This window comes from Caulobacter sp. GW822-FHT07D08, from assembly GCF_058798735.1.
In genome coordinates, this window is record NZ_JBXAKU010000003.1 from 437,463 (window position 1) to 460,488 (window position 23,026).

A 23,026-nucleotide genomic window follows, 5' to 3' on the forward strand; every position below is an offset into this window, starting at 1 on the left:
TGGAAGCCGCAAAGCGAACAGGAATCGATCAGACGCCGCGGAACGGATGAACAAGGCGCGGCACAGTTGAAAGGCAATATCATGCCGACAAAAAGCGCACTTCTCCTGGCTTCCATAGCCTTGGCTATTGGCGGCCTTACGTCAGCTTGTAGCAAATCGGGCGGCGATCAGGGCGCACAAGCGGCGGCAGCGCCGCAAGTGCCAGTAGCGCAAGTTGTCGTGCGCGAGCTTGCCCCCTCGGCCGAGTTCAACGGTTCGCTATCGGCGCCCCAGAGCGTCGAGTTGCGGCCCCGCGTCAGCGGCGCAATCGTCTCCGTCCATGTCCCCGAAGGCGTGCTCGTCAGGAAGGGGCAGCTTCTGTTCCGCATTGATCCGCGACCATTCCAGGTCGCGCTCGATCAGGCGCAGGCGCAGCTTCGTCAGGCGCAAGCCTCCGCAACGCTCGCCGAAAGCAATTTCACCCGCTCGGAACAACTCGTCGCGACCGGCGCAATCTCGCGCAAGACTTATGACGACGCGCTGGCGCAGCGGAACGCCGCACGCGCACAGGTGCAGGCCGGTAGCGCGGCCGTAGCCGCCGCACGGCTCGACCTTTCCTTTACGCAGGTCACGGCGCCGGTCGGCGGCCGGGTCGATCGCGTGCCCTCGGACCTTCTGGCGCGCCGACCCGACATCCGCGCGGTCGAACATACGCTGCGCGCCGCCAACGCGAATATCGGCGCTGCCCGCTCAGCGTTCTTCCCGACGATCAGTCTGACCGGCTCGGCGGGAACGGCGAGCGCGAGCCTCGACGATCTGTTCTCATCGGGGTCGGGCGCATGGAGCTTCATGCCGCGCATCACCCTGCCGCTTCCAATCTTCGGCGGCAGCGCGCTGAGAGCCAACCTCGATCGCGCGGACGTGCAGAAACGGATCGAAATCGCCAACTATGAGAAGGCGATCCAATCCGCCTTCCGCGACGTGGCTGACGGGCTCGCCGGCAAAGGAACCTTGGACGCCCAAATCCGATCGGAAACGCAGCGGGTCGATGCCAGCCGCAATGCCTACAGGCTCGCGGAACAGCGGCTCAACTCAGGCGAGGATGACAACCTCGCCCTGCTCGACGCGCAGCGCACGCTTTACGGGTCACAGCAAGCCTTGGTCCGCTCCAAGCTGGTGCGGCTCAGTAATCTCATCAATCTCTACAAGGCGCTGGGTGGCGGCTGGACGGAGTTCACGACACCGCCTGATGATCCGTTAGCCCGGTGATTGAGCTGCGCCAGCTCCGCTACCTGATTGCGGCGGCCGAGGCCGGTAGCTTCAGTCGCGCGGCGCGCAGCATAAATATCAAGCAAGCAACGCTCAGCCGACACGTCCTCGAAATCGAGAAGCGGCTAGGCATGGCGCTGTTCGACCGCAAGACCCGCGGTGCCACTCTGACTCCGAATGGCAGAACCTATCTGCGAACGGCACAGCGCATCGTGAAGGAGTTCGAGGAACTGAACAACTGGGTCCGCGCCACGAACAACGGCCACGTCGGCAAGCTGGCCGTAGGCTTCTATACGTCCTTCTCCGCCGGCAACTTGCGGGCAACGCTCAGCGAGTTCGGCGAACGCCACCCCGAGGTCAAAGTATCCGGCTTTGAACGCGATCGGGATATGCTGTTGGCCGGGATCGAGAATGGCCTGCTCGATATCGCGATCATGATTGGGGAGGCCTCCTATCGGGGTCTGATGAGCCGTTCTTTCTGGAGTGAGCGCATATTTGTAGCAATGCCGGCAGGCCATCCACTCACCCAATGCGAACGCATCCATTGGCCCGACCTGACCGGCGAACACTTTTTGCTGACCGAACGAGATCCCGGCCCAGAGACCCGAAACATCCTCATGGGCAAACTTGGGGTCCCCGGTTGCATGCCAGAGATCGACATGCAGGATATCGGACGCGAGACAATGTTGAGCGCCATTGCGCTCGGTGGGCGTCTCTCGATTGTCGCCGAATCCGCCTTGGGTATCCAAGTGCCAGGCGTAACGTTCAGCGAAATCCACGACAGTCATGGACATATGCGGATCGGCTTCTCGGGCTATTGGCGTGAAGACAATGACAACCCCGTCTTGCTGCGCTTCCTTGATCTCGTGGCCGGTCGCTATTCGCTGCCGCCCATTCTGATGCCGCAGCCATCACATCACCAACCGGAAAAGAAATAGCCATGACACGAAGCAAGACACTCTTCATCGTGCTGGTCGCGCTGGTCATCGGATTCGGCGTGGGCTTCGTGCTGCGCCCGGTGATCATGCCCGTCGAGCGTGCGCCGGCCCTCGCGAGTCCGGCCCCCGCCGCACCGGAGCCGGCCGAACCGCGCGGGACGCAGTATTTCGCGGCGCATCTCGATGAAGCACGGGAGATCGTGGGGCAATGCGCGGAAGGCTCGGTGCGGGGCAGCGAGTGCGCCAATGCCGAGCAGGCCGTGATCGAGGCGGAAGGCCGCGACCGCTTCAAGAAGTTCATGGGCAACTGACGGCAGGCGGCGCGCTCTCACTTCCCCTGCGCGCGGTGCCGGCGAAAGGCGCGGTCGGTTTCCATGAACCGGGCGAGCATCGGCGCGACCAGCTTGTCGGGCGGGACCGGCGCTCCCCCGGTCTCGGCTGCGAGCGCGGCGGCATAGGCGACGAGATCGCGATGCACGGCGGCGGGCAGCTCCACGGAGAGCTTGACCGGCCGATCGTCGGCCAGCGGCCCCAACTTCAATTTCGTCATCGTGTCGCTCCGATCGGTTCAAGCACCAGGTCGCGCGTGATGACCACGCGCAACGGATGCCCCGGCCGGATGGTGAGCGTCGGCTGCACATTGAGCTGCCGACGCACGATCTGCTGGCCGGTCTGGTTGATGGTGTCCTGCGAGCCGCGACGCAGTGCGCGAGTAAGTTCGTCCTCGCTATCCGCGCCCAATTCGGCGCCGACGCCGAGCAGTGTCGAAACGGCGGCGGCTTTCAGCAGATTGCCCCAATGCTGGTTTACGCGATCCTGTAGGCCAGCATATCCGGCCGCATCAGCGCCGGGCTGGCGCTCGAGAACGATCGAGCGGCCGTCCGGCAATATCAGCCGATCCCATGCCAGCAGCACGCGCGCCTGCCCGGCGGCGATCTCGCTGTCATATTCGCCGATCAGCCGCGTGCCCTGCGGGATGAGCAGGATGCGGCCCGTAGGGCTGTCATAGACGTTTGCCGTTACCTGGGCGGTGATCTGGCCGGGAAGGTCCGAACGGATGCCGGTGATGAGCGCGGCAGGGATGATGCTGCCGGCCTGCACGATGTTGGGCGAGGCCGGCGCCACGAGGCGTTCGACGCTGACCGTCCGCTGATTAGACGCCTGCGCCAAGAAGGCTCGCTTGGCGGCCTGGTCGCCCTGCGCCGTCTCGGCAGGTTGCGGTGAGGCAGGAGCACCAGGCGCTGCCGTCGCGAGGTTCGGCAAAGACGGCATCGCAGCGGCCCCGGCGCTGCTGCCACCCAAGAACACGCCGCTCATGCGGGCGGCGTCGCGCTCCTGCTGCGCGCGCTGGCGGGCGGCTTCCTCAGCCTGCGCGCGCGGATCGGGCTGGGCGCCGACCGGCGGGACCTGGACATTCTCCCCGCGCTGCTGGGCCGAGACGATCGGGCCGCCGAGGTCGCCGGGAAGCGGCGGGCCGAGTTTCGGCGCTTGGCTATAGTCGCGCGGTCCCGACGTGATGGTCTCGGACGTGGCGCGGCTGTCGGTGTTGTAAAGCTCCTTGGCCTCCTTCTCGCCGGCCGGCTTGAGCGCATAGATCAGTGAGCCGCCGATCCCGAGGCCGGCGACGACGCCGAGGGCGGCCAGCGCCTTGCGCGACAGGCGCATGACGCGCGGCGGGTTGCCGCGAAGCTGGAAGGCTTGCGGATCGGGGCGCGGCGCTTGCGGTGCGGCCGCCTCGGGCGGGGAATTGTCGGCGGGATCGGTCACGGCCGCCCCCTGCGCCCATTGTCGCGCACGATGCGGACGCGCTGCTCGCCGCGCCGGTCGCCCAGGCGCAGCTCGGCGGCGGCGAACAGCCGGTCCACCACCATGTAGCGGCCCTGCACGCGGTAATTAACTAACTCGGCATCGCCGGCCGCGCCGGTCACGAACAGCGGCGGCATCTCGCCCTGCGAGATCCCGGCCGGAAACTCGATGAACACTTGGGCTGCATCATCGAAGGCGCGAACCGGCTTCCACGGCACGCGGTCGCCCTCGATCCGGTAGCGGAAGTTGAGCGCCGCGAGGTCGAGGCCGGTCGCGACGGGGGCAGCGGCGGCATTGGCGCCGCGCAGCGCGATGAGCTGGTCCTGCGGATAGGTCCATGAGACCGAGGCCATGTATGTCGATGCGGTCGCGCGCAATTCGATGTGATAGGTGCGCCGGTCGGTATTGATGACGAGGTTCGTGGAAATGTCGGGGCGTGTTGGCTTCGCCAGGATATGCACGCGCGCCGTCGCGCCGCTGCCGCTCACCGTGTCGCCGATGATCCAGCGCACGGTGTCGCCGGCCGCGACCGGCCCGGGCCCCACGAGCTGCTCGCCTTCCTGAAGCGCGATGTCCGTCACCTGGCCGGGCGCGGCATAGACCTGATAGAGCGCGCCGTCCGTCCAGGGATATTGCTGGATGGCGTTGAGGAAACCGTCGCGCACCGGCTGCACGCGGGCGGCCGCGTTGGCGGCCCCGACACGGCGGCGCGGATCGGCGGGCTCGGAAGTCGCTGCCCCGGCCGCGACCGGCTTCAATTGGCCGGGGAGCGGCAGGGGTTCGGGGATCGTCACCACCTCGACGGCGCGGAGCGGTTCCGCGGCCGGCGTCGCCGCGATCTCGCGCGGCGGATCATCATAGCGAATCGCGGGCGGCTTCGCCGATGTGGTGGCGCAGCCGGCGAGCGCGGTGGCGGAGACAAGCAGGACCGCCGAGGCGGAACGGCGAAATGGCGTGTGCGTCATTGCGACAGCTCCCTTGACCAATTCAAAGCGTTGACGAAGACGCCGAGCGGATTCTTGCGCAGGGCGTCGGGGGTGCGCGGCGGCTGCACGACGATGGTGAGGATCGCCGACCAGCGTTCGGTGGCGGCAAGGCTGCCGTCCTGATAGCGGCGCTCGGTCCAGGCGACGCGGAAGCTGTCGGGCGATGCCCGGATCACGCTCGACACGTCCACCGCGACCTGCACCCGGCCGACATTGGCGAAGGGGTCGTTGGCGCGGGCGTAGTCGTTGAGCGCCACCGCGCCCCGATCGGTCGTGAAGTCGTAGGCGCGCAGCCAGTTCTGGCGGACGATCACCGGATCGGCCGGGATCGCCCTGACCTGCTCGATGAAGCGGGCGAGATGGAACGCAATTTGCGGATCGGTCGGGCGATAGCCCGCCTCGGCGGGGGCGACGGCCTGGGCCTCGCCGAGCCGATCGACCTGCACCACCCAGGGCACGATATGCCCACGCGCCGATTGCCAGACGAGACCGGCGGAAAGGCCGCCCGAGAGCGCCAGCGCGCCGAAGAAGGCGAGGCGCCAGTTCTTCGCCTGCACGCGCGCGGAGCCGATGCGGTCGTCCCATTGCTGGGCTGCGCGCTGATAGGGTGTCGTGGGTTCGGGCGTCTGGCCGTAGCGGATGGTGGGGCGTCGGAACATGGGAGGTCAGTCCTTCTCTTTGATGTCGGGACCGGCGCCGCCGCCGTGGCTGTCGCCAGCCTTCATGGTGTGGGCGAGGACGGTCGCGCCGTGGCTGACGGCCTGGCGGCGTTTCATCGCGGCGGCCCATTCAGGCTGGGCGGATGCGCCGGCCGACGCGGAACCGCCAGCGGTTGCAGCCGCCGGGGCGGCGGATGCCGGCCCGCCGGTGATCGTGCCGCCGGTTGCGGTGAATCCGGCACGGGCGCCGGAGCGGAAATTGGACTTGATCGCCTCGCCGCCCTTGGCGGCCGCCTTGCGCAAGGGCGAAAGGACGGCGTTCGCCGCGCTTCCCGCCGCCGCTTGGCCGACAGCGGCCATGCCGCCCGCAACAGCGCCTGCACCGCTCTTGCCGAACGAGCCGAGGCTGTAGGCGCTGGTGGCACCGCCTGCCATCTGAGCGCCACCACGCGCGGCGGCGCCGGTCATCCGGCCGGCCGCACCGACTGCGGACCCGGCCGCGCCCACGCCAAGGCGTGCGGCGGCGGCGCCTCCGATCAGCGCGCCGCCTGCCGCCAGCGCGGTCCCGGCCGCCGTACCCGCGCCGAGCTGCGGGCCGCCCGAGACGATGCCGTTCGCAATGCTGGGGCCGAAGATCGACAGGCCCAGCAGCGACAGCGCGGCAAGCGCGATGGCCATGACCTGATTGATGTCGGGCGCGGGGCCGAGGGCAGCGCCGGTGAACTGGCTGAACAAGGTGGTGCCGATGCCGGTGATGACGGCGAGCACCAGCACCTTGATGCCGGTCGAGACGACATGGCCCAGCACCTTCTCGGCCATGAAGGCGGTCTTGTTGAAGAAGGCGAAGGGCAGCAGGACGAAGCCGGCCAGCGTCACCAGCTTGAACTCGATCAGCGTGATGAAGACCTGCACGGCGATGATGAAGAAGGCGAGCACCACGATCACCCAGGCGAGCAGCAGCACGAGGATCAGCGCGAGGTTGGAGAACACGGCCCAAAGGCTGGAGAACTGGCCCGCCGCATCGAGCAGCGGCTTGGCGGCTTCGAGCCCCTTCGCCGCGATCGTGCCGGGCTTCATGAACTCGTCGATCGTCATCGCCCCGCCGCTGGCCTGGAGGCCGAGCCCGGCGAAGCTCTCGAACACGATGGTCGCGAGCAGCGAGAAATTGCCGATGATGAAAGCGAAGGTGCCGATGTAGAGCGTCTTCTTGACGAGGCGCTGAAGCACGTCCTCGTCCGCGCCCCAGGCCCAGAACAGGCCGGCGAGCGTTACGTCGATGGCGATCAGCGTGGTCGAGAGGAACGCGACCTCGCCGCCGAGCAGGCCGAAGCCTGAGTCGATGTAGCCGGTGAAGATGTTGAGGAAATTGTCGATAACGCCGGTGTCGTTCATGGCCGGGTGCCTTCATCCGGCGCCGTGTCGCTGCCGCGCTCGATCTCGGGCGGGGGCTCGTCCTGGCGGAAGAAGCGGCGGCGGTTGACGGCCCAGGCCGCCTCGCAGCCACTATCCGGCTTGGTGAGCGAGGCGCAGCGATCCAGCTCGCGGGCGAGCCTGGCCTGGCCTTCGTCCGCCGGCAGGAAGAGCGGGGGCGCGGGCGCAGGCTCATCGGGCTGGACGGCGGCGACGATCGCCACCGTCATCATCAGCCCGGCCAGCGCCGCCACCCCTGCGATCTTCGCCGTGCGCGACATCGGGCGTCTCAGTTGCCCATGAAGCGGCGGAACCGCTCGCGCCCTTCGGCCTCCTCGGCCGCCTGGCGGGCGGATTGCAGCGCCTGCGCCCGGCCCTGCGCCGCGACCGCGGCGGTGAGGTCGGCGAGCTGCTGCGATTGCAGCGCGAGGAGCTCGTTGCCCGCCTGCGTCGCCTGGAGCGCGCCGGTCGCCGACTGGCTGGCCGAGACCAGGCTGTACATCGTCGTGCGGGCGCCTTCGATGTTGCCGACGACGCCGGCCTGCACCTGCAAGGCATCCTGAAAGGCGCCGACGCTATCCTCCCAGCGGGCATTGGCGTTGGCGACCATCTGCGCGTGGGTGCCGGTGAGCGCCGCGCCCTTGTAGCGGCCGTTGAACACCTGCTGGACGTTCTGCACGTCATAAGCGATGCGCTGCGCCTCGCCGAGAAGCTGCTGGGTGCGCTGCACCTGCTGCTGCAACTGCTGGAGCGAGCTGAACGGCAGCGAAGCCAGGTTGCGCGCCTCGTTGACGAGACTGGTCGCCTGCTGCTGGATTTGCTGAATCTGGTTGTTGACCTGCTGGAGCGACCGCGCGGCCGTCAGCACGTTCTGCGCATAATTGGTCGGGTCATAGACGATCCCGCCGAACTGAGCGTGCGCCGGCGTGGCGGCGGTGATGCCGATCATGCTCGATGTGGCGATGGCGCCGGCCAGCATGGCGCGGCGCAGGATATTGGGTTTCATGGGGTCGTGTCCTTCAAGGCAAGGGGGAGCTGGCCGGCATCTTCCCGGCGACCGGCCAGCGGATCGAGTTGGGGTTCGGGAAGAAGATCGACCGCCCAGGCCAGGCCGCGATGGCGCAGCCATTCGGCGGCGAAGCGCTCGCGGCCGTGGGTCTCGACCAGTTCGGCGATGCGGAGCTGATCGGTCTTGGAAGACGCGGCGGCGAAGGCCAACGCGACCTCGCCTAGCCCCAGCTCGAACAGCCGGTTGCCGCGCCGCGACTGGCAGTAATAGTCGCGCTTGGGCGTGGCCCGGCTGAGGATTTCGATCTGGCGAGCGTTGAGGCCGAACCGTTCGTAGATGGCGGCGATCTGCGGCTCGGCGGCGCGCTCGTTCGGCAGGAAGATGCGCGTCGGGCAGCTCTCGATGATGGCCGGCGCGATGTTAGAGGTTTCGATGTCGGCCAGGCTCTGCGTGGCGAAAACGACGCTGGCGTTCTTCTTCCGCAAGGTCTTAAGCCATTCGCGGAGCTGGGCTGCGAAGTCGGGGGTGTCGAGAACCAGCCAGCCCTCGTCGATGATGATGAGCGTCGGCGAGCCGTCCAGCCGGCCTTCGATCCGGTGGAACAGGTAGGACAGGACGGAGGCGGCTGATCCGCCGCCAACCAGGCCCTCCGTCTCGAACGCCTGCACCGACGCTTCGCCGAGCCGTTCGACCTCGGCATCGAGCAGCCGGCCCCACGGTCCACCAAGGCAATAGGGGGCGAGCGCCTGCTTGAGCTGCTGGCTCTGGAGCAGAACCGCGAGCCCGGTCAGCGTGCGTTCCGGCACGGGCGCACTGGCAAGGGAGCCGAGCGCCGACCACAGATGCTCCTTGGCCTGCGGATCGACGGGGACGCCTTCGCTGGCGAGGATCGCCGCCAGCCATTCGGCCGCCCATGCGCGCTCGGCCGGATCGTCGATACGGGCGAGCGGCTGTAGCTGGACGCTGCCGTCGCCGTCGTCGGACAGCCCGAGATCCTGCCAGTCTCCGCCCGCCGCCAGCGTGGCGGCGCGGATCGAGCCACCGAAGTCGAACGCGAAGACCTGGGCGTTCTCGTAGCGGCGGAACTGCATCGCCATTAGCGCGAGCAGCACCGACTTGCCCGCGCCGGTCGGGCCGACGATCAGCGTGTGGCCGACATCGCTGCCATCGGGGTGAAGGGAAAACCGGAACGGGGTCGAGCCTTCGGTCCTGCCATAGAGCAAGGGGGGTTGTCCGAAGTGCTCGTCCCGTTCCGGCCCCGCCCATACTGCTGACAGGGGGATCAGATGGGCGAGATTGATGGTGGAGATCGGCGGTTGCCGGACGTTGGCGTAGGTGTGGCCGGGCAGGCTCCCCAGCCATGCCTCGATCGCGTTCATCCCCTCGGGGATCACGGTGAAGTCGCGGCCCTGGATGACCTTCTCGACCAGCCGCAGCTTCTCGGCCGCAATGGCGGGATCGCCGTCCCACACCGTCACCGTCGCGGTGACATAGGCCATGCCGGCATAGTCGGAGCCCAGCTCTTGCAAGGCGGTGTCGGCGTCGGCGGCCTTGTTCGAGGCGTCGCTGTCGAGCAGCGTGGACGCCTCGTTGGTCATGACTTCCTTGAGGATGGCCGCGACCGATTTGCGCTTGGCGAACCATTGCCGCCTGATCCTGGTCAGCAGCTTGGTCGCGTCGGTCTTGTCGAGCATCAGCGCGCGGGTGGACCAGCGATACTCGAAGGCGAGCCGGTTCAGCTCGTCGAGCAGGCCGGGGAAGGTCACGCTCGGGAAGCCGACGATGGTGAGCGTGCGCAGATGGTGCTCGCCGAGCTTCGGTTCGAGCCCGCCGGTCAGCGGCTCGTCGGCGAGTAGCGCGTCGAGGTGCATCGGAGTTTCCGGCACGCGCACGCGCTGGCGGCGGGTTGAGGTGGTGCTGTGCAGGTAGGTCAGCGTCTCGCCGTCATCGAGCCAGCGGACCTCGGGCACGAAGCCCTCGACCAGATTGAGAACGCGGTCGCTGCGGTCGGCGAAGCCCTTGAGCAGTTCCCACGGATCGACGCCGCTGGTGGACCGGCCCTCGTAGAGCCACCCTTCCGCGCGCGCCGCTTCCTCGGCCGGCGGCATCCACAGCAGGGTGAGATAATAGGCGCTCTCGAAATGCGCGCCTTCCTCGCGGAACTGTTCGCGGCGCTCCATGTCCACGAGCGCCGAGACCGAATCGGGAAAATCGGAATCGGGGTAGTCGAGCGCGGGACTGCGCTGCGCCTCGACAAAGATCGCCCAGCCCGAGCCGAGACGCCGGAGCGCGTTGTTGAGCCGCGCGGTGGTGGCGACCAGCTCGGCGGGTGTGGCGCTGTCGAGATCGGGGCCACGGAAACGCGCCGTGCGCTGAAAGCTGCCGTCCTTGTTGAGAACGACGCCCTCGCCGACCAGCGCGGCCCAGGGCAGGAAGTCGGCCAGGTGGGCGGCGCGATTCCTGTATTCGCGCAGGCCCATCATGGCCGCATCCACGCCGGATAGCGGAGGTGCCGCCGGGCCACGTCCACGAACTGCGGATCACGGCGCGCGGCCCAAACCGACAACGCATGACCGATTGCCCAAATCGCCAGCCCGGCGATCCAGAGGCGAAGGCCGAGGCCGATCGCGCCGGCGAGCGTGCCGTTGACGATGGCGAGCGAGCGCGGGGCGCCGCCGAGCAGGATCGGCTCGGTCAGCGCCCGATGGACCGGCGCATAGAAGCCGGCGATCGGCTCGACGGGATCGGCCGCGCCCGTCATGCGATCAGCGCCCCGCCGCCGAACGAGAAGAACGACAAAAAGAAGCTCGACGCGGCGAAGGCGATCGACAGGCCGAAGACGATCTGGATCAGCCGGCGAAAGCCGCCCGAGGTGTCGCCGAAGGCCAAGGTGAGGCCGGTCACGATGATGATGATGACCGCGATGATCTTCGCGACCGGCCCCTCGATGCTTTCGAGGATGGATTGCAGCGGGGCTTCCCACGGCATCGACGACCCGCCCGCGTGGGCGGGCGCCGAGATGGTGAGCGCGATGACGCTGGCGGTGGCGGCGAGCATGGCGCGGCGTGCGCCATGCCGAAGGGCATGGATCATGGTGCGTCTCCGAGGTTGGGGGGTGCGAGGGGGGTCAGGCGGTAATCGCCGGTCTCGGCGTCGATCCCCTCGACGCGAGCCAGCTCGGCGAGGCGGCGACCGTGCCCGTCGCGAACCAGCACGGCGATCAGGTCGATGGTCTCGGCGAGCAGCGCGCGGGGAACCGTGACGACGGCCTCCTGAATGAGCTGCTCCATGCGGCGCAGCGCCCCGAGCGCGGTCCCGGCGTGGATGGTGCCGATGCCGCCGGGGTGGCCAGTGCCCCAGGCTTTGAGGAGGTCGAGCGCCTCGGCGCCGCGCACCTCGCCGATGGGGATGCGGTCGGGGCGCAGCCGCAGGCTGGACCGCACGAGATCGGACAGCGTGACGACGCCATCCTTGGTCCGCATGGCGACGAGGTTCGGCGCGGCGCACTGAAGCTCGCGCGTGTCTTCGATCAGGACGATGCGGTCGGTGGTCTTGGCGACTTCGGCCAGGAGCGCATTGACCAGCGTGGTCTTGCCGCTGCCGGTCCCGCCTGCCACGAGGATGTTGGCGCGGGCGGCGACGCCATCACGCAGCGCCGCGGCCTCGGCCGGCGACATGATCCCGGCCGCCGCGTATTCATCGAGCGTGAAGACGGCGACGGCGGGCTTGCGGATCGCGAAGGCGGGCGCGACGACGACGGGGGGCAGCAACCCCTCGAACCGCTCCCCTCCTTCGGGCAGCTCGGCCGAGACGCGCGGGGACCGGGCATGAACCTCGACGCCGACATGGTGCGCGACCAAGCGAACGATGCGCTCGCCGTCCGCGGCGGCCAGCTTCATGCCGGTGTCGCTGATGCCTTCGCCGAGCCGATCGACCCACAGCCGGCCGTCCGGGTTCAGCATCACCTCGATGACGGCGGCATCGTCGAGCCAGGCCGCGATCGACGGGCCGAGCGCCGTGCGCAGCATCCGCGCGCCGCGTGTCTTCGCCTCGGAACGGATCGGATGGACGGTCAAAAAAAAGCCCCTGATGAGGGCCGGGCGAGCCGCCGCCCGGCGTCAGGGGCACATCAAGAGAGGCAGAAAAGACCGTGCTTCAATAAGTAAATGTGGTCGTCGTAGTCTGGCGTAGAGATACAAGAACTGGCGTAGTCAGCTCATTCTTCTTGGAGCGGAAAGTCCTCGCCAATTTCTTGCCTGACCTTCGAACCCTTCGCGAGTCGGCGGCCGAGCGCATCCATGAAGGCGTCGTAGCGGTCGCCGCCCTGGCGACGCATCGCGGCCCGCTCGCTCTCGGGCGGCGGCGGAGTGTTCGACAGCCAGAAGCGCACGAACAGCGCGATCATCTCGACACCGATCCCCGTGTCGCGCTCCAGCCGGGTGATGCGGCGGTCCAGCTTGTCGAGACGCTTGGCGATGGCGGCCTCGCGCTGCTCGTCGGCGTCGGGCGACAGGAAGGATGCGATGGCCGCCTCGGCGATCAGCGACCGGGACTTGTCCCTGCGGTCGGCATAGGCGGCGAGCGCGCGCATCAGCTCGGGGTCAAGATAGACCGACAGCGGCGTCTTGGTGCTCATAGCTCGATGCCGTCCTCGGGATCGAGCGACGCCTGCCGGGCCACGCGCTGCATCTGGCGGCGCACCGTCGCCTGCCGCGCCGCATCGCTATCGGGGTCCGGCTCGTCCAGCTCGAACTCGTTGGCGGGCGCGGGCCGGGGCGTCGGCGCGATGTCGATGTGGGGCTCCAGCGCCGGCTCGCGGCGCAGGTCCCCGTTCGCGGCATCGTCCTCAGCACCCGCCTTCTTGGCGGCCTTTTTCTTCATCGGCTTCTTGGGCGATTCATGCTCGATCGGCTCGGGCATCGGCGGCGCCTCGATCGGCGCCAGGCCGCTCCAGTCGTCGGGGCGCGGCGGGCCGCCTCCGACATTCATGTCAGGCGGCGACATCACCCGCTGCGTGAACCGCCGGTCCTTGAAGTAGCGGGCCTTCTTTGCCCGGATCGGCGGGATGCCCGCGACCATGACGATCTCGTCGTCGGGCGGTAGCTGCATGATCTCGCCGGGGGTGAGGAGTTGGCGGGCGGTCTCAGAGCGCGACACCATCAAATGCCCGAGCCAGGGCGAAAGCCGGTGGCCGGCGTAGTTCTTCATCGCCCGCATCTCGGTCGCGGTGCCGAGCGCGTCCGAGATGCGCTTGGCGGTGCGCTCGTCGTTGGTGGCGAAGCTCACGCGCACATGGCAATTGTCGAGGATCGCGTTGTTCGGCCCGTAAGCCTTCTCGATCTGGTTGAGGCTCTGGGCGATGAGGAAGCTCTGGATGCCGTAGCCGGCCATGAACGCCAGCGCGCTCTCGAAGAAGTCGAGTCGGCCGAGCGCCGGAAACTCGTCGAGCATCAACAGCAGCCGGTGGCGCGATTGCCGCGCCTTCAGGTCCTCAGTGAGCCGGCGCCCGATCTGGTTGAGGATGAGGCGAATGAGCGGCTTGGTGCGTGAGATGTCGCTGGGCGGCACGACGAGGTAGAGCGTGACCGGCAGCTCGCCCTCGACCAGATCCTTGATGCGCCATTCGCAGGTGCGCGTGACCTGCGCGACGACGGGATCGCGATAGAGGCCGAGGAACGACATGGCGGTCGAGAGCACGCCCGATCGCTCGTTGGCCGATTTGTTGAGCAGCTCGCGCGCGGCCGAGGCGACGACGGGATGGACGCCGGCCTCCCCCAAATGCGGCGTCGTCATCATCGCCCATAGCGTGCTCTCGATCGGGCGGCGGGGATCGGACAGGAAGGCGGCGACGCCCGCCAGCGTCTTGTCGGCCTCGGCGTAGAGGACATGGAGGATCGTGCCGACCAGTAGGGCATGGGAGGTCTTCTCCCAGTGGTTGCGCTTCTCCAGCGAACCTTCCGGGTCCACCAGCACGTCGGCGACGTTCTGCACGTCGCGCACTTCCCAGGCGCCCTTGCGGATTTCGAGCAGGGGGTTGTAGGCGGCCGACGCGCCGTTGGTCGGATCGAACAGCAGCACCCGCGCGTGCCGGGCGCGAAAGCCGGCGGTGAGCTGCCAATTCTCGCCCTTGATGTCATGCACGATCGCCGAGCCCGGCCAGGTGAGCAGCGTCGGCACGACCAGGCCGACGCCCTTGCCGCTCCGGGTCGGCGCGAAGCACAGCACATGCTCGGGGCCGTCGTGGCGCAGGTAGTCGCGCCCGAGCCGACCGAGCATGACGCCGCTGTCGCCCAGCAGCCCAGCGGCGGCGATCTCCCCGCGCGTCGCCCAGCGCGCCGAGCCATAGGTCTCGGCGTTCTTCAGCTCGCGCGCACGCCAGACCGACATGCCGATGGCGACGACGATCGCGGCGAACCCGCCCGACACAGCGATGAACGCGCCGGTCTGGAATATCTCCGGCGCGTAGGCGTCAAACGAAAACCACCACCAGAAGAAGGCCGGCGGCGGATAGATCGGCCAGTCGCCGAGCATGAACCAGGGCGCCCCAAGCTGGGGCTGATAGGCGAGCGCTGCGGCCGTCCATTGCGTCGCGGCCCAAATGGCTGCGAGCACGATCAGGAAGACCGTGAAGACCTGACCCCAAAGGATTTTGGTTGCCGACATGGCACCGAGGTCGATGCGTACCGGACATCAAATCAAGTCACTGTTATTGTTGAGGGAAGTCTAGCGTAGAAATACAGGGAGTAGCGTAGTTTAGTCTGCTATGTTTTCGACGGTGATCGATTGAACGGTCCCGTATGTCGCGCGCTATCAGAGCGGACAGATCGAGAACAAGGTGCTTTACCAACCAGAATGGGTATGATACCCGATCCAAGTTCGGGCATCATACCCGAACCGGAGAAAAATGGTGCGTCTAATCGGATCGCGGGATGTCCTGAAGCTGACCGGGCTTTCGGCTGATCAGCTGCGCGAATGGACCGTGCGGCGCAGGCTCATTCATCCGGACGTCCCGGCATCACGCCAGGGTCAGCAGGCTCAATTCGGCTGGCAGACAGTGCTGTTGCTCCGGCTCGCCGTCGTTATGCGCAGCCGGTTCCATGTCGAACTCCAAGTCCATCGCGACCTGCTGCTTCGCGCACGCGAGCTATTGAACGGCCGGTCCTTTCCGGGCCTGTGGAACCACCGGCTCGTTATCTTTGGACTCGATAGCTGTGCGCTGCTCGGTGGTAGCGATCCGTTGCCGGCCGACCAGGATGCAATCCTGCTTCGGCTCAACGCCCATCTTGAGGCGCTGTCGCAGGGCTTCGGCGTCTCCGAGCCGATCGCGCAACTCCCTCTCTTTCCGGCGGTGGGATTGCGCCGAAGCGAAGCGCCGGCTGACGCAGAGGGCGGCATCATGCTGCGCACTGCCGAAGGTGACGCGGCGTGACCGCGCTCGCCAGAATCGAAGCGGGACTGCGTGCGATCGGCTATCGACCGGAATCGCTCATCCACGACTATAGCTTCGCCGATGTGCTGTCGGAGGCGGGCGAGGAACAGTGCGTCGCACTTGCCGCGTTCACACAAGTTCCCGAATCCTATCGCTCGGCCGCCTTTGGCGTGATTACCGGCACGCACGATGCGGACGCCGTGCTACGCCGCCGGGCGCTCGGTGCGCCGATCTTGTTCTCGATCAGCCCTGAAGATGTCGGGGTCTGGCGGGTCGGCGCGGAAGGCAAGCCACGTCTGAGCGAACGGGTTCCGCTCGACCAGCTGGACGCGCTGTTCGAGCGCAATGCCGACAATTGGAACCCACACGCGGTTCACCGCGCCAAGTCGCTGGCCCAGACCCAGACGGCCTATCAGCTCGACTTCGTCGATCTGGGACTGATGCCGGCGATCGAACATGAGATCGAAGTGAAGCTCGATCGGCTGCTCGGCGAAGTCATTGCCCAACTGCTGTCCGGGATCGACGATCCGCAACGCGAAGAAGCGGTTTTCCGCACCACCTTCAGGCTCCTTGCCGCCAAAATCCTGATCGATCGCCAGCATCCTGACGCGACATCATGGACCCATGCGCCGGTGCGCGATGTGCTCGCCGGCATCGAGACCTATTATCATCTCGATCATATGCTGCGGCCCGCGGTCGATGCCCTTCCGTCGTCGGCCGTGGAGACTGCATGGACGACGCTTCGCGGCGCCATCACCTTCCGGAACATTTCGTCGGACAGTTTGGCATTCGTTTACGAAAACACGCTGGTGACGGCTGACACGCGCAAACGCTTCGGCACGCACTCTACCCCCAGACAAGTGGCTGAATATGTCGTTGGCCAACTCGATCTCGGCCGCTTCGATCTTGAGGACATAACGATCTACGAGCCGTTCGCTGGCGCGGGTATGTTCCTCGTCGCGGCACTGCGGCACCTGCGCGATCAGCTTCCCGATACGCTCACCGGCGAGGAGCGGCACGCTTTTCTCGTCAAGCGGATCAGCGGTGCGGAACTCGACAGCTTCGCCTGTGAAGTCGCGACGCTATCGCTGATCCTTGCTGATTACCCCAACGCAAATGGCTGGAAAATCGCATCCAAGGACTTGTTCGAGAAAGACGCGCTTCGAGCAGATGCCGCTGGCAAGCGCATCGTCCTGTGCAACCCACCCTGGGAGGACTTCGACAGCGAAGAGCGCCAGCGCTATCCCGAGATGGCGGCAAAGTCGTTCTCGAAGCCGATGGCGGTGCTGCGGACGCTCATCGAAGCCAAGCCCCAAGCGCTGGGTTTCGTTTTGCCGCAAGGCTTTCTCCGCCAGAAGCAATATGGCGAACTGCGCCAGCTGCTCGCTGACACATATGACCGGATCGAGCTGACATCGCTTCCTGACCGCATCTTTCAGCGTGCCGGGCTGGAGGCGGCCGTGATCATCGCCACCGGCCAGCGCGACGCTGATGCGAAGAATCTTCCGAGCCAGTTGCGCTCCGTCGAAGTCACCGACCGAGGCCGTCCGGATTTTCTCATGACGGGTAAGGTCACCACCGAGCGCCGCCGCACCAAGCTGGTATGTTCGGGGGACCTTTGGATTGGTGCGCTCGACGAGGTCTGGGAATATCTGGCGGACTATCCCGTGCTTGGTGGTCAAGCCGAAGTTCATCGCGGCCTTCAGTGGATCAGCCAGTCTGCCGGCTGGAGCGCAGTTCCTCGGGAGGGCTTTGCCAGAGGAATTTTCAAGCCCGCGGACTCGCTTCTTCAATTTAGTATCACCACGACCGGCTTCGTCGATATGCGCGAGGAATCCGCATATCGGTTCGGTCCACTCACGCGCGCCTGGGACAAACCCAAAATACTGGTCAACGTGGCGCGCCGGTCGCGTGGCCCCTGGCGGCTGGATGGCGCGCTAGACGCGAGCGGGCTCGTGCCGTCGCAGGCGTTCTTTGGCATCTGGCCGACCACATCAGACCTGCCAGTGGAAGCGATCGAAGCGCTGATCAACAGCCCGCTGGCGAGCGCCTTCGTCCTCGAGCGGGCCTCGAACCAGCATCTCACCAATGTTGTTATGAAGCAGCTGCCGTTGCCAAAGCGGGGCGCGCTTGGTGACGTGGTCGCCGCAGTGTGGCGCTACCGCGACGCGCTTGGCGCCGCCGCAGCCCATGCGCTACGCACGCCCGAGATCGACGAGCGGTTGGAAGGGTTGCTGATCGATATCGACGCGCAGCTCTTGAAGGCCTTCGATCTGCCTCCTCGTCTGGAGCGACGATTGCTCGAAGCGTTTCGTGGACATGAAGCTGAACGGCGTGTCGCACATACCTTCAAGGGCTGGTTCCCAGAGGACTTTACCGCCTACCTCCCGCTGCACGAATATGTCGGCCCGCTGCTACGCGAAAACACTGGCGCCTGGGCGCTCGAAGTCTTCACGCCGGCACCGGAGCACGAGGTTGAGCGGCTCAGGCGCTACGTCCAGTAGCGGATGGACACCTATCTGCTCGATACGAACCTTGTGTCCGTGCTCTATGACGCGCGGAGGCCCAATCATATCGCCGTCCGCCAGGCAGTCGCCGACTTACCGGCGCAAGCCGCGCAGCTCGTATCGGTAGTAACGGTCGGCGAGCTCAGGTTCGGGTTAGCGCTCGCGCGCGCCGCAAGCCAGCCGCTCACGCACATTGAAGCGTGCCTCGTCAGCACCGAGGCACACCCGTTGGCCGAAGTCACACGGCACACGGCAGATGCCTTCGCGACCGTTAAATCGAGCGTCGCGCTGGCGCGGATCGACATCAGGCGCCGTATTCCACGCTGGGTCGAGGCCTGGACCGATCGTGTGAGCGGCCAGCTTCTGCAGATCGATGAGAATGATCTCTGGATTGCGGCACAAGCGCTTGAACGAAACTATGTCGTCGTCACCTCCGACCGGGATTTCACTCAAGTGATTGCGCCGGTGGTTCCGGACCTTCGCGTTCTTCTCGTCTGAGCGACTCCTTCTTTTGCTTCAGCTCGCTCTCGGCCCCAAACCCTTCCGCTAAAGGCCCAGCCCTCGGCCGCGCCCGAACGACCAATCTACCCCGCCGCCCGTACGCATGACGCCGGAGATGTGCTTGCCGATCTGGCGGTCGAGCGAGGGCGACCAGGGCACGAGCTGGAAGCTCAGGCCATTGTCGATCATGGCGAAGCGCCCCGAGGCGAGCGTGATCCGCTGGCGCACCGTGCCCGCGACATACTCCCCGGCCTTGGACGGCGCGTGCGGCTGGCCGATCTCGGCCGACAAGTCCTTGGCGGCCGCGTCCAGCTCGCGGCGGCGGAGCGTGTCGAGCAGGTTGCGCGCGAAGATGATCCGCTGTCCCTGCCGCCGCGCGAGCCCCTCGTCGGCGAGATGCTCGGCGCGGGCCTCCATCGCGGCGCGCACTTCGGTCCCGAACCCGCCGCCGAGATCATGGCCGTCGCCTGACAGGTTGCGCCGGTCGAGCCAGGTCGCACCCGGCGCGCGGACCTGCGCCTCAAGGTCCATGTCGGAGCGCACGGCCAGCGCCACCCGCTGCCGGCCTTTCCGGTCCTCGAAGCGGCGCAGCTCGACGATCGCGCCGGGCCGGCAATCGCCGGTCGCCTCGATGTCGGGAAGCTGGACATGGTGGGTGCGGCCGTCGATCCCGTCCACGATCGCATAGGCTTTGCCGGTCAGCTCGTCATGCAGGCCGCGATCGACCAGCCGGCCGATAACGGGCTGAGCGGGATCGGCGTCGAGGACATAGCTGCCGGCGCCCCGGTCGATGCCGCGGTCGCTCATCGCCTTGTGCATTCGCTTGATGATGTCGTCGCGCTCGCCGAGTTCGCGCAGCGCCGCCTGGGCATCGCCGGCCAACGTCCACTGGCCGGGCGCGATCTCGCTGGCGAGGCCGAGCCGCTCCAGCTTGCGCAGCCGTCCCATCCTCAGCACATGGTCGCCGTCCGGCCGGACGCTGGGCTCGGGCGCCATGTCGATCAGGCCGTTGCGCTGCATGGTCCGCGACAGGTCGCGGTCGATCTCGGTCCAGCGCTCGGCTTCGATCTGCCGCTCCAGCGATTGCCGGATTTCAAGGTCGGTGCGCGGGCCGAGTTCTTGGGTGACGATCTCGCGCGCCTGCGCCCGCATCCCTTCGCGGATATAGTCGCGCGAGATGATGAGGTTCTGCCCGTCCTCGCCGACGCCCCGCACTATGATGTGGATGTGGGGATTGTCGGTGTTCCAGTGCTCGACGGCCCGCCAGTCCAGGCGGGTGCCGAGATCCTTTTCCATGCGGGTCATCAGCTCGCGGGTGAAACCCTTGAGGTCGCGCATCTGCTCGGCATCCTCGGGCGAGACGATGAACCGGAAATGATGCCGGTCGTCCTCGCAGCGGGCGGCGAACTCGTTGCGGTCGAGGCCGTCTGCGTCGGCGCCGAACAGCACGCCCCGCTCGCCGTCGCGGGTGACGCCATCGCGTTGCAGGTAGTTGAGATGAGCCGCGAGCGAGGCGCGGCCGCCATGCCGGACCACGCGCGCCTTGACGATGACCTGGCGCGATCGGTGGCCGAGCCGATGGGTCGCGCGGACGCTCGCCACGCGGCCCCGACCGAAGGTCGAGCGGCCCGGCGCGACGATCTGGCCGCGGCGCGAGACATGGCCGCCGGCCCGCTGCGCGGCGGCGAGCGCTTGGACGATGATCGGCAGCGCCCGCTGGCTACCGCGCGAGCGGATACGGCCTGGCCGGAGGCGGAAATCGTCGTCGCGGCTCATGCCGGGACAGGCCGCAATGTGCGGCAAACCCTGCGCGCTGCTGGTTTCCAGCCAGCGCCGCACAGTGCGGGATTTCCGCACACATTGCGCAGCAATGCCCGAAAGCCTTGAGAATCAAGGCCACAACCGAGGCGCAGGGGCTCCGCACATTGCCGCCCTTTATCTTGCCCTCGACCTTCCCCCTTCAGAAAGACAGCCCTGCTCCCTTCCGGCGCTGCGAAAGCCTGCGCCGAAACCCGCCAGAGCGCGCGAAAGCCGCTCACGGCGGAGGCCGCCCGGAAAGCGGGACGAACAGGCCGTTGGAGGGAGACGCGGCATCGGCCATGACAAGCCCGGCGCGGTCGTCGGCCGGCCCTTCCGGCGGCACCTGGGATACCGTGCGATCGGCGGATCGCGGCGCAGGCGAAACCGCGCCCGGCCGCACCGCGAACAGCGCAGCGCGGCGCCAAGCGAAGGGATCGGGCAGCGGCGCGGCGGCAAGCCGAGTGTCGTCCGAACCACCGGTGATCGACGCCAGCTTTGCGAGATAGGCGCGGGTCTCGACGGGCAGCGGACGACCGCGCGACAGATATTCGTCGTAGCGGCCCGGCCCCGCGTTATAGGCTGCCAGCATCGCCGTCGCGTTGCCGTAGCGGTCGTGCATCGCGCGCAGATAGGCCGCGCCCGCCATGATGTTGTCGCGCACGTCGTAGGGGTCAGCCCCAAGCCCATAGCGTGCGCGCAGGCTGGCCCATGTCGCGGGCATGATCTGCATCAGGCCCATCGCTCCGGCCGACGAAACGGCGCGGACATCGCCGTTGCTCTCGACGCGCATGACCGCCCATATCCAGCGTTCGGGGATTCCGAAGCGCCCTGCTGCGTCGGCGACATGGGCGGCATAGGGATGGCGCGCGGCCGCTCTCTCGGCGGGCGCGTCCTGCGCCCGCGCGGCGACGGGCGCAGCGCTCGGTGCGAGCAGCAGCAGGACCGCGAGCAAGGCGGCCGACACGCCCCGGCTCCGCCGCCAGCCTGCCAGCGTGCTCGCTCCGGTAAAGGGTGCGCGCGAAGCGCCGGCCGAGGGCCGCCCTTGACCTTCGCTGCGCGCGCCGGCCGGCCTGCGACCGAGCGGGACGGAGGGATGAGGCGGTCTTTCCGCGAACAGAGGGATGATCGGGGAAGGCACTGATCAGCTCCGATCGTCGCGGGGCCGGGGGCGTTTCCACGACAGCCTGAACGTCCGTCCATCATCATCGGCACGGAACAGCACCGGCCGGAACGCCGCCGGGAACAGCGGGCTGTCGATCTCCAACGCGATATAGTCGCCGGCACGTTCGCCGACCCGTTTCCACGCGCCGCCGACCTCGGGGCCATCCTCGTCGTCGAGGTGGACGCGGTAGTCGGGCGCATTTTCGGCGTCGCTCGGATCGAGCGCGACAAGCACGATCGCCTCGTTGATACCGAATAGTCGGACGCGGCCGGCATAGCCGTCGGCGGTGGATTCAAAGATATTGGTTTGCATGGCCGATCTCCTTGGCTTCGGGGGTGGAAGGCGATGGGGACGGCGCGCGCAGATAGAGCGGCGTCGCGCGTCCGATGACGGCGGAAGCCGGCAGCGGGCCGAAGTAGCGGCCGTCCAGACTGTCGGGATGGGCGGGATTGAGCAGCAGCAGCTCGCCCGATCGCAGCGTGCGGCACCCCTGCCAGACCGGAAGCGGACGGCCCTGGCCATCACGCGCGCGGGCGATGGCGACGCGCCGGCCATCGACGCTCACCGCATCGCCGATCCGGCATGTCCGCTGCCCGGCTTTAGCCGCGACATGCTTCAAGAGCGGCACACCCTCGGGCAGATAGCCGCGCGTCGAAAGCCAATGCGCCAGCCGTTCGGGCGGCGCGACGGCGACCAGCGCGCCGATGGCGGGATCGCGGTCGGGATGGATGCGGTAGAGGCCGATGGGCGCGCTGGCGCTGGCGTTCCAGATGGCGCGCGGGAGCGGATTGGCGACGGCGATAGCGACGAACGCCGCGGCGAAGGCGGATGCGGCGATGGCCGTCGCCATGACGTAGCGGCGGCGTGTCATCCCTCGATCTCCCGGCGCTTGAGCCAGGCGTGATGGCGCTCGATCGTGTAGAGGCGCGACGGCTGGCCGACGGCGATGCGGTTGTGGACGTGGCGCCAATGGTCGGCCGCCGCGTCGCAGGGATCGACGCCGGCCGCCTCCACCGCGTCGATCGCCGCGAGCACTTGTTGGACCTTGGGCCAGCCTTCGATCTTGAGCAGGATGTCCCCGCCCGGCCGCACGAACGGCAACGTCGTGTAGGCTTCGTTGGCCGCGACCGCGCGCACCACGTCGATGCGCGAGACGATCGTGCCGAAGTCGTTCGACGCCCAGCGGACGAAGGCGAAGACGGCGCCCGGTCGGAAGCCGACCACGCGGGTTCGGCGGGTCAGGATGCGGTCCTGGGCGACGCGGCCGAAGCGTATCCAGTGCTCCAGCTTCTTCTCGATCCAGGTCAGCTCGACATGGGTGAGGCCGTCGCGGGCGAGCGCGCTGAACGCGCCGCCGCCGCGCACGGCGGGGGGCTGATCGTCGATCATGGGAGGTCTCCGGGGATGAGGCTCGCGACGGGGGCGGTGCGAGGGCGGCGACCTGGCCGCTGCGCGAGCGTCGAGCCGGCGAGCAAGGCCGCGCTGTCCACAGCCGCGCGCGCCGTTAGCAAGAATCCGAAGGATTCTTTTCTATTAGCACCGTTAGAAGTGGTGCGATTCCGCGAGGATTT

24 protein-coding genes are annotated in these 23,026 nt (G+C 67.5%); 6 read left to right on the forward strand and 18 right to left on the reverse strand.

Features of this window, described 5'->3' with window-relative positions; translation table 11 throughout:
* Nucleotides 1–66: 66 nt before the first annotated feature.
* From AC1RJ9_RS08580 to AC1RJ9_RS08590, 3 genes are read left to right on the forward strand one after another with little or no spacing between them, the layout of a single operon-like run.
* The gene (locus AC1RJ9_RS08580; protein WP_081600934.1) at nt 67–1,248 is read left to right on the forward strand and encodes an efflux RND transporter periplasmic adaptor subunit; all 1,182 of its coding nucleotides are present in this window, start codon (nt 67–69) and stop codon (nt 1,246–1,248) included.
* Nucleotides 1,245–2,186 (forward strand): LysR family transcriptional regulator, encoded by a 942-nt coding sequence (locus AC1RJ9_RS08585; RefSeq protein WP_017502073.1) that lies wholly within the window; start codon nt 1,245–1,247, stop codon nt 2,184–2,186. The genes AC1RJ9_RS08580 and AC1RJ9_RS08585 overlap by 4 nt, the downstream gene beginning before the upstream one ends.
* 2 nt (nt 2,187–2,188) lie before the next feature.
* Entirely contained in the window at nt 2,189–2,497 is a 309-nt protein-coding gene (locus AC1RJ9_RS08590; RefSeq protein WP_017502074.1) for a hypothetical protein, read from the forward strand.
* Between the two features lie 17 nt (nt 2,498–2,514).
* Here AC1RJ9_RS08590 and AC1RJ9_RS08595 read toward each other — a convergent pair whose 3' ends face one another.
* The 13 genes from AC1RJ9_RS08595 to AC1RJ9_RS08655 form a co-directional block, all read right to left on the reverse strand.
* Nucleotides 2,515–2,736, reverse strand: coding sequence for a DUF2274 domain-containing protein (locus tag AC1RJ9_RS08595; protein ID WP_017502075.1), 222 nt, complete (start codon nt 2,734–2,736; stop codon nt 2,515–2,517).
* The gene (locus tag AC1RJ9_RS08600) at nt 2,733–3,953 is read right to left on the reverse strand and encodes a TraB/TrbI/VirB10 family type IV secretion system protein (protein ID WP_017502076.1); all 1,221 of its coding nucleotides are present in this window, start codon (nt 3,951–3,953) and stop codon (nt 2,733–2,735) included. Before AC1RJ9_RS08600 ends, AC1RJ9_RS08595 begins: the two co-directional genes overlap by 4 nt.
* Entirely contained in the window at nt 3,950–4,957 is a 1,008-nt protein-coding gene (gene trbG, locus AC1RJ9_RS08605) for a P-type conjugative transfer protein TrbG (RefSeq protein WP_017502077.1), read from the reverse strand. The genes AC1RJ9_RS08600 and trbG overlap by 4 nt, the downstream gene beginning before the upstream one ends.
* The gene (gene trbF / locus AC1RJ9_RS08610) at nt 4,954–5,637 is read right to left on the reverse strand and encodes a conjugal transfer protein TrbF (protein WP_012049883.1); all 684 of its coding nucleotides are present in this window, start codon (nt 5,635–5,637) and stop codon (nt 4,954–4,956) included. Before trbF ends, trbG begins: the two co-directional genes overlap by 4 nt.
* A 6-nt stretch (nt 5,638–5,643) precedes the next feature.
* Complete coding sequence (gene trbL, locus AC1RJ9_RS08615) at nt 5,644–7,029, reverse strand: P-type conjugative transfer protein TrbL (RefSeq protein WP_048938181.1); 1,386 nt, start codon at nt 7,027–7,029, stop codon at nt 5,644–5,646.
* Nucleotides 7,026–7,328 carry a putative entry exclusion protein TrbK-alt gene (gene trbK-alt, locus AC1RJ9_RS08620; RefSeq protein ID WP_017503599.1) on the reverse strand — a complete coding sequence of 101 codons (303 nt, stop codon included), beginning with the start codon at nt 7,326–7,328 and terminating at the stop codon, nt 7,026–7,028. The genes trbL and trbK-alt overlap by 4 nt, the downstream gene beginning before the upstream one ends.
* An 8-nt stretch (nt 7,329–7,336) precedes the next feature.
* Nucleotides 7,337–8,053, reverse strand: a complete 717-nt coding sequence (gene trbJ / locus AC1RJ9_RS08625) for a P-type conjugative transfer protein TrbJ (protein WP_017503598.1) — start codon at nt 8,051–8,053, stop codon at nt 7,337–7,339.
* Complete coding sequence (trbE, locus tag AC1RJ9_RS08630) at nt 8,050–10,539, reverse strand: conjugal transfer protein TrbE (protein WP_026109713.1); 2,490 nt, start codon at nt 10,537–10,539, stop codon at nt 8,050–8,052. Before trbE ends, trbJ begins: the two co-directional genes overlap by 4 nt.
* Nucleotides 10,536–10,817 (reverse strand): VirB3 family type IV secretion system protein, encoded by a 282-nt coding sequence (locus tag AC1RJ9_RS08635; RefSeq protein WP_017503596.1) that lies wholly within the window; start codon nt 10,815–10,817, stop codon nt 10,536–10,538. The genes trbE and AC1RJ9_RS08635 overlap by 4 nt, the downstream gene beginning before the upstream one ends.
* Nucleotides 10,814–11,113: a TrbC/VirB2 family type IV secretion system protein gene (locus AC1RJ9_RS08640; protein ID WP_238571291.1), complete on the reverse strand. Its 300-nt coding sequence runs from the start codon at nt 11,111–11,113 to the stop codon at nt 10,814–10,816. Before AC1RJ9_RS08640 ends, AC1RJ9_RS08635 begins: the two co-directional genes overlap by 4 nt.
* 32 nt (nt 11,114–11,145) lie before the next feature.
* Nucleotides 11,146–12,084, reverse strand: coding sequence for a P-type conjugative transfer ATPase TrbB (gene trbB / locus AC1RJ9_RS08645; protein WP_208598036.1), 939 nt, complete (start codon nt 12,082–12,084; stop codon nt 11,146–11,148).
* Between the two features lie 188 nt (nt 12,085–12,272).
* Nucleotides 12,273–12,647 carry a CopG family transcriptional regulator gene (locus tag AC1RJ9_RS08650; RefSeq protein ID WP_492837601.1) on the reverse strand — a complete coding sequence of 125 codons (375 nt, stop codon included), beginning with the start codon at nt 12,645–12,647 and terminating at the stop codon, nt 12,273–12,275.
* A gap of 41 nt (nt 12,648–12,688) precedes the next feature.
* A complete protein-coding gene (locus tag AC1RJ9_RS08655; protein WP_017502705.1) occupies nt 12,689–14,719 on the reverse strand; it encodes a conjugal transfer protein TraG in 2,031 nt (676 codons plus the stop codon).
* Nucleotides 14,720–14,960: 241 nt separating this feature from the next.
* Between AC1RJ9_RS08655 and AC1RJ9_RS08660 the strand changes: the two genes are divergently transcribed.
* Genes AC1RJ9_RS08660 through AC1RJ9_RS08670 form a run of 3 tightly spaced genes read left to right on the forward strand, consistent with a single transcriptional unit; the run spans nt 14,961 to nt 18,490 of the window.
* Nucleotides 14,961–15,485: a MerR family transcriptional regulator gene (locus AC1RJ9_RS08660; protein WP_017502706.1), complete on the forward strand. Its 525-nt coding sequence runs from the start codon at nt 14,961–14,963 to the stop codon at nt 15,483–15,485.
* A complete protein-coding gene (locus tag AC1RJ9_RS08665) occupies nt 15,482–17,989 on the forward strand; it encodes an HsdM family class I SAM-dependent methyltransferase (RefSeq protein ID WP_017502707.1) in 2,508 nt (835 codons plus the stop codon). The genes AC1RJ9_RS08660 and AC1RJ9_RS08665 overlap by 4 nt, the downstream gene beginning before the upstream one ends.
* 3 nt (nt 17,990–17,992) lie before the next feature.
* Nucleotides 17,993–18,490 (forward strand): PIN domain-containing protein, encoded by a 498-nt coding sequence (locus AC1RJ9_RS08670; protein ID WP_017502708.1) that lies wholly within the window; start codon nt 17,993–17,995, stop codon nt 18,488–18,490.
* 48 nt (nt 18,491–18,538) lie between these two features.
* Here the strand turns inward: AC1RJ9_RS08670 and AC1RJ9_RS08675 are convergent, their stop codons facing one another.
* From AC1RJ9_RS08675 to AC1RJ9_RS08695, 5 genes are all read right to left on the reverse strand, one after another.
* The gene (locus AC1RJ9_RS08675) at nt 18,539–20,332 is read right to left on the reverse strand and encodes a relaxase/mobilization nuclease domain-containing protein (RefSeq protein ID WP_017502709.1); all 1,794 of its coding nucleotides are present in this window, start codon (nt 20,330–20,332) and stop codon (nt 18,539–18,541) included.
* A 196-nt stretch (nt 20,333–20,528) separates the two neighbouring features.
* Entirely contained in the window at nt 20,529–21,257 is a 729-nt protein-coding gene (locus AC1RJ9_RS08680) for a lytic transglycosylase domain-containing protein (protein WP_017502710.1), read from the reverse strand.
* 177 nt (nt 21,258–21,434) lie between these two features.
* Nucleotides 21,435–21,767, reverse strand: coding sequence for a DUF736 domain-containing protein (locus tag AC1RJ9_RS08685; protein ID WP_017502711.1), 333 nt, complete (start codon nt 21,765–21,767; stop codon nt 21,435–21,437).
* Nucleotides 21,748–22,326, reverse strand: coding sequence for a S26 family signal peptidase (locus AC1RJ9_RS08690; RefSeq protein WP_017502712.1), 579 nt, complete (start codon nt 22,324–22,326; stop codon nt 21,748–21,750). The genes AC1RJ9_RS08685 and AC1RJ9_RS08690 overlap by 20 nt, the downstream gene beginning before the upstream one ends.
* On the reverse strand, nt 22,323–22,844 hold the full coding sequence (locus tag AC1RJ9_RS08695) for a DUF2840 domain-containing protein (RefSeq protein WP_017502713.1): 522 nt from the start codon (nt 22,842–22,844) through the stop codon (nt 22,323–22,325). The genes AC1RJ9_RS08690 and AC1RJ9_RS08695 overlap by 4 nt, the downstream gene beginning before the upstream one ends.
* Between the last annotated feature and the right edge of the window lie 182 nt (nt 22,845–23,026).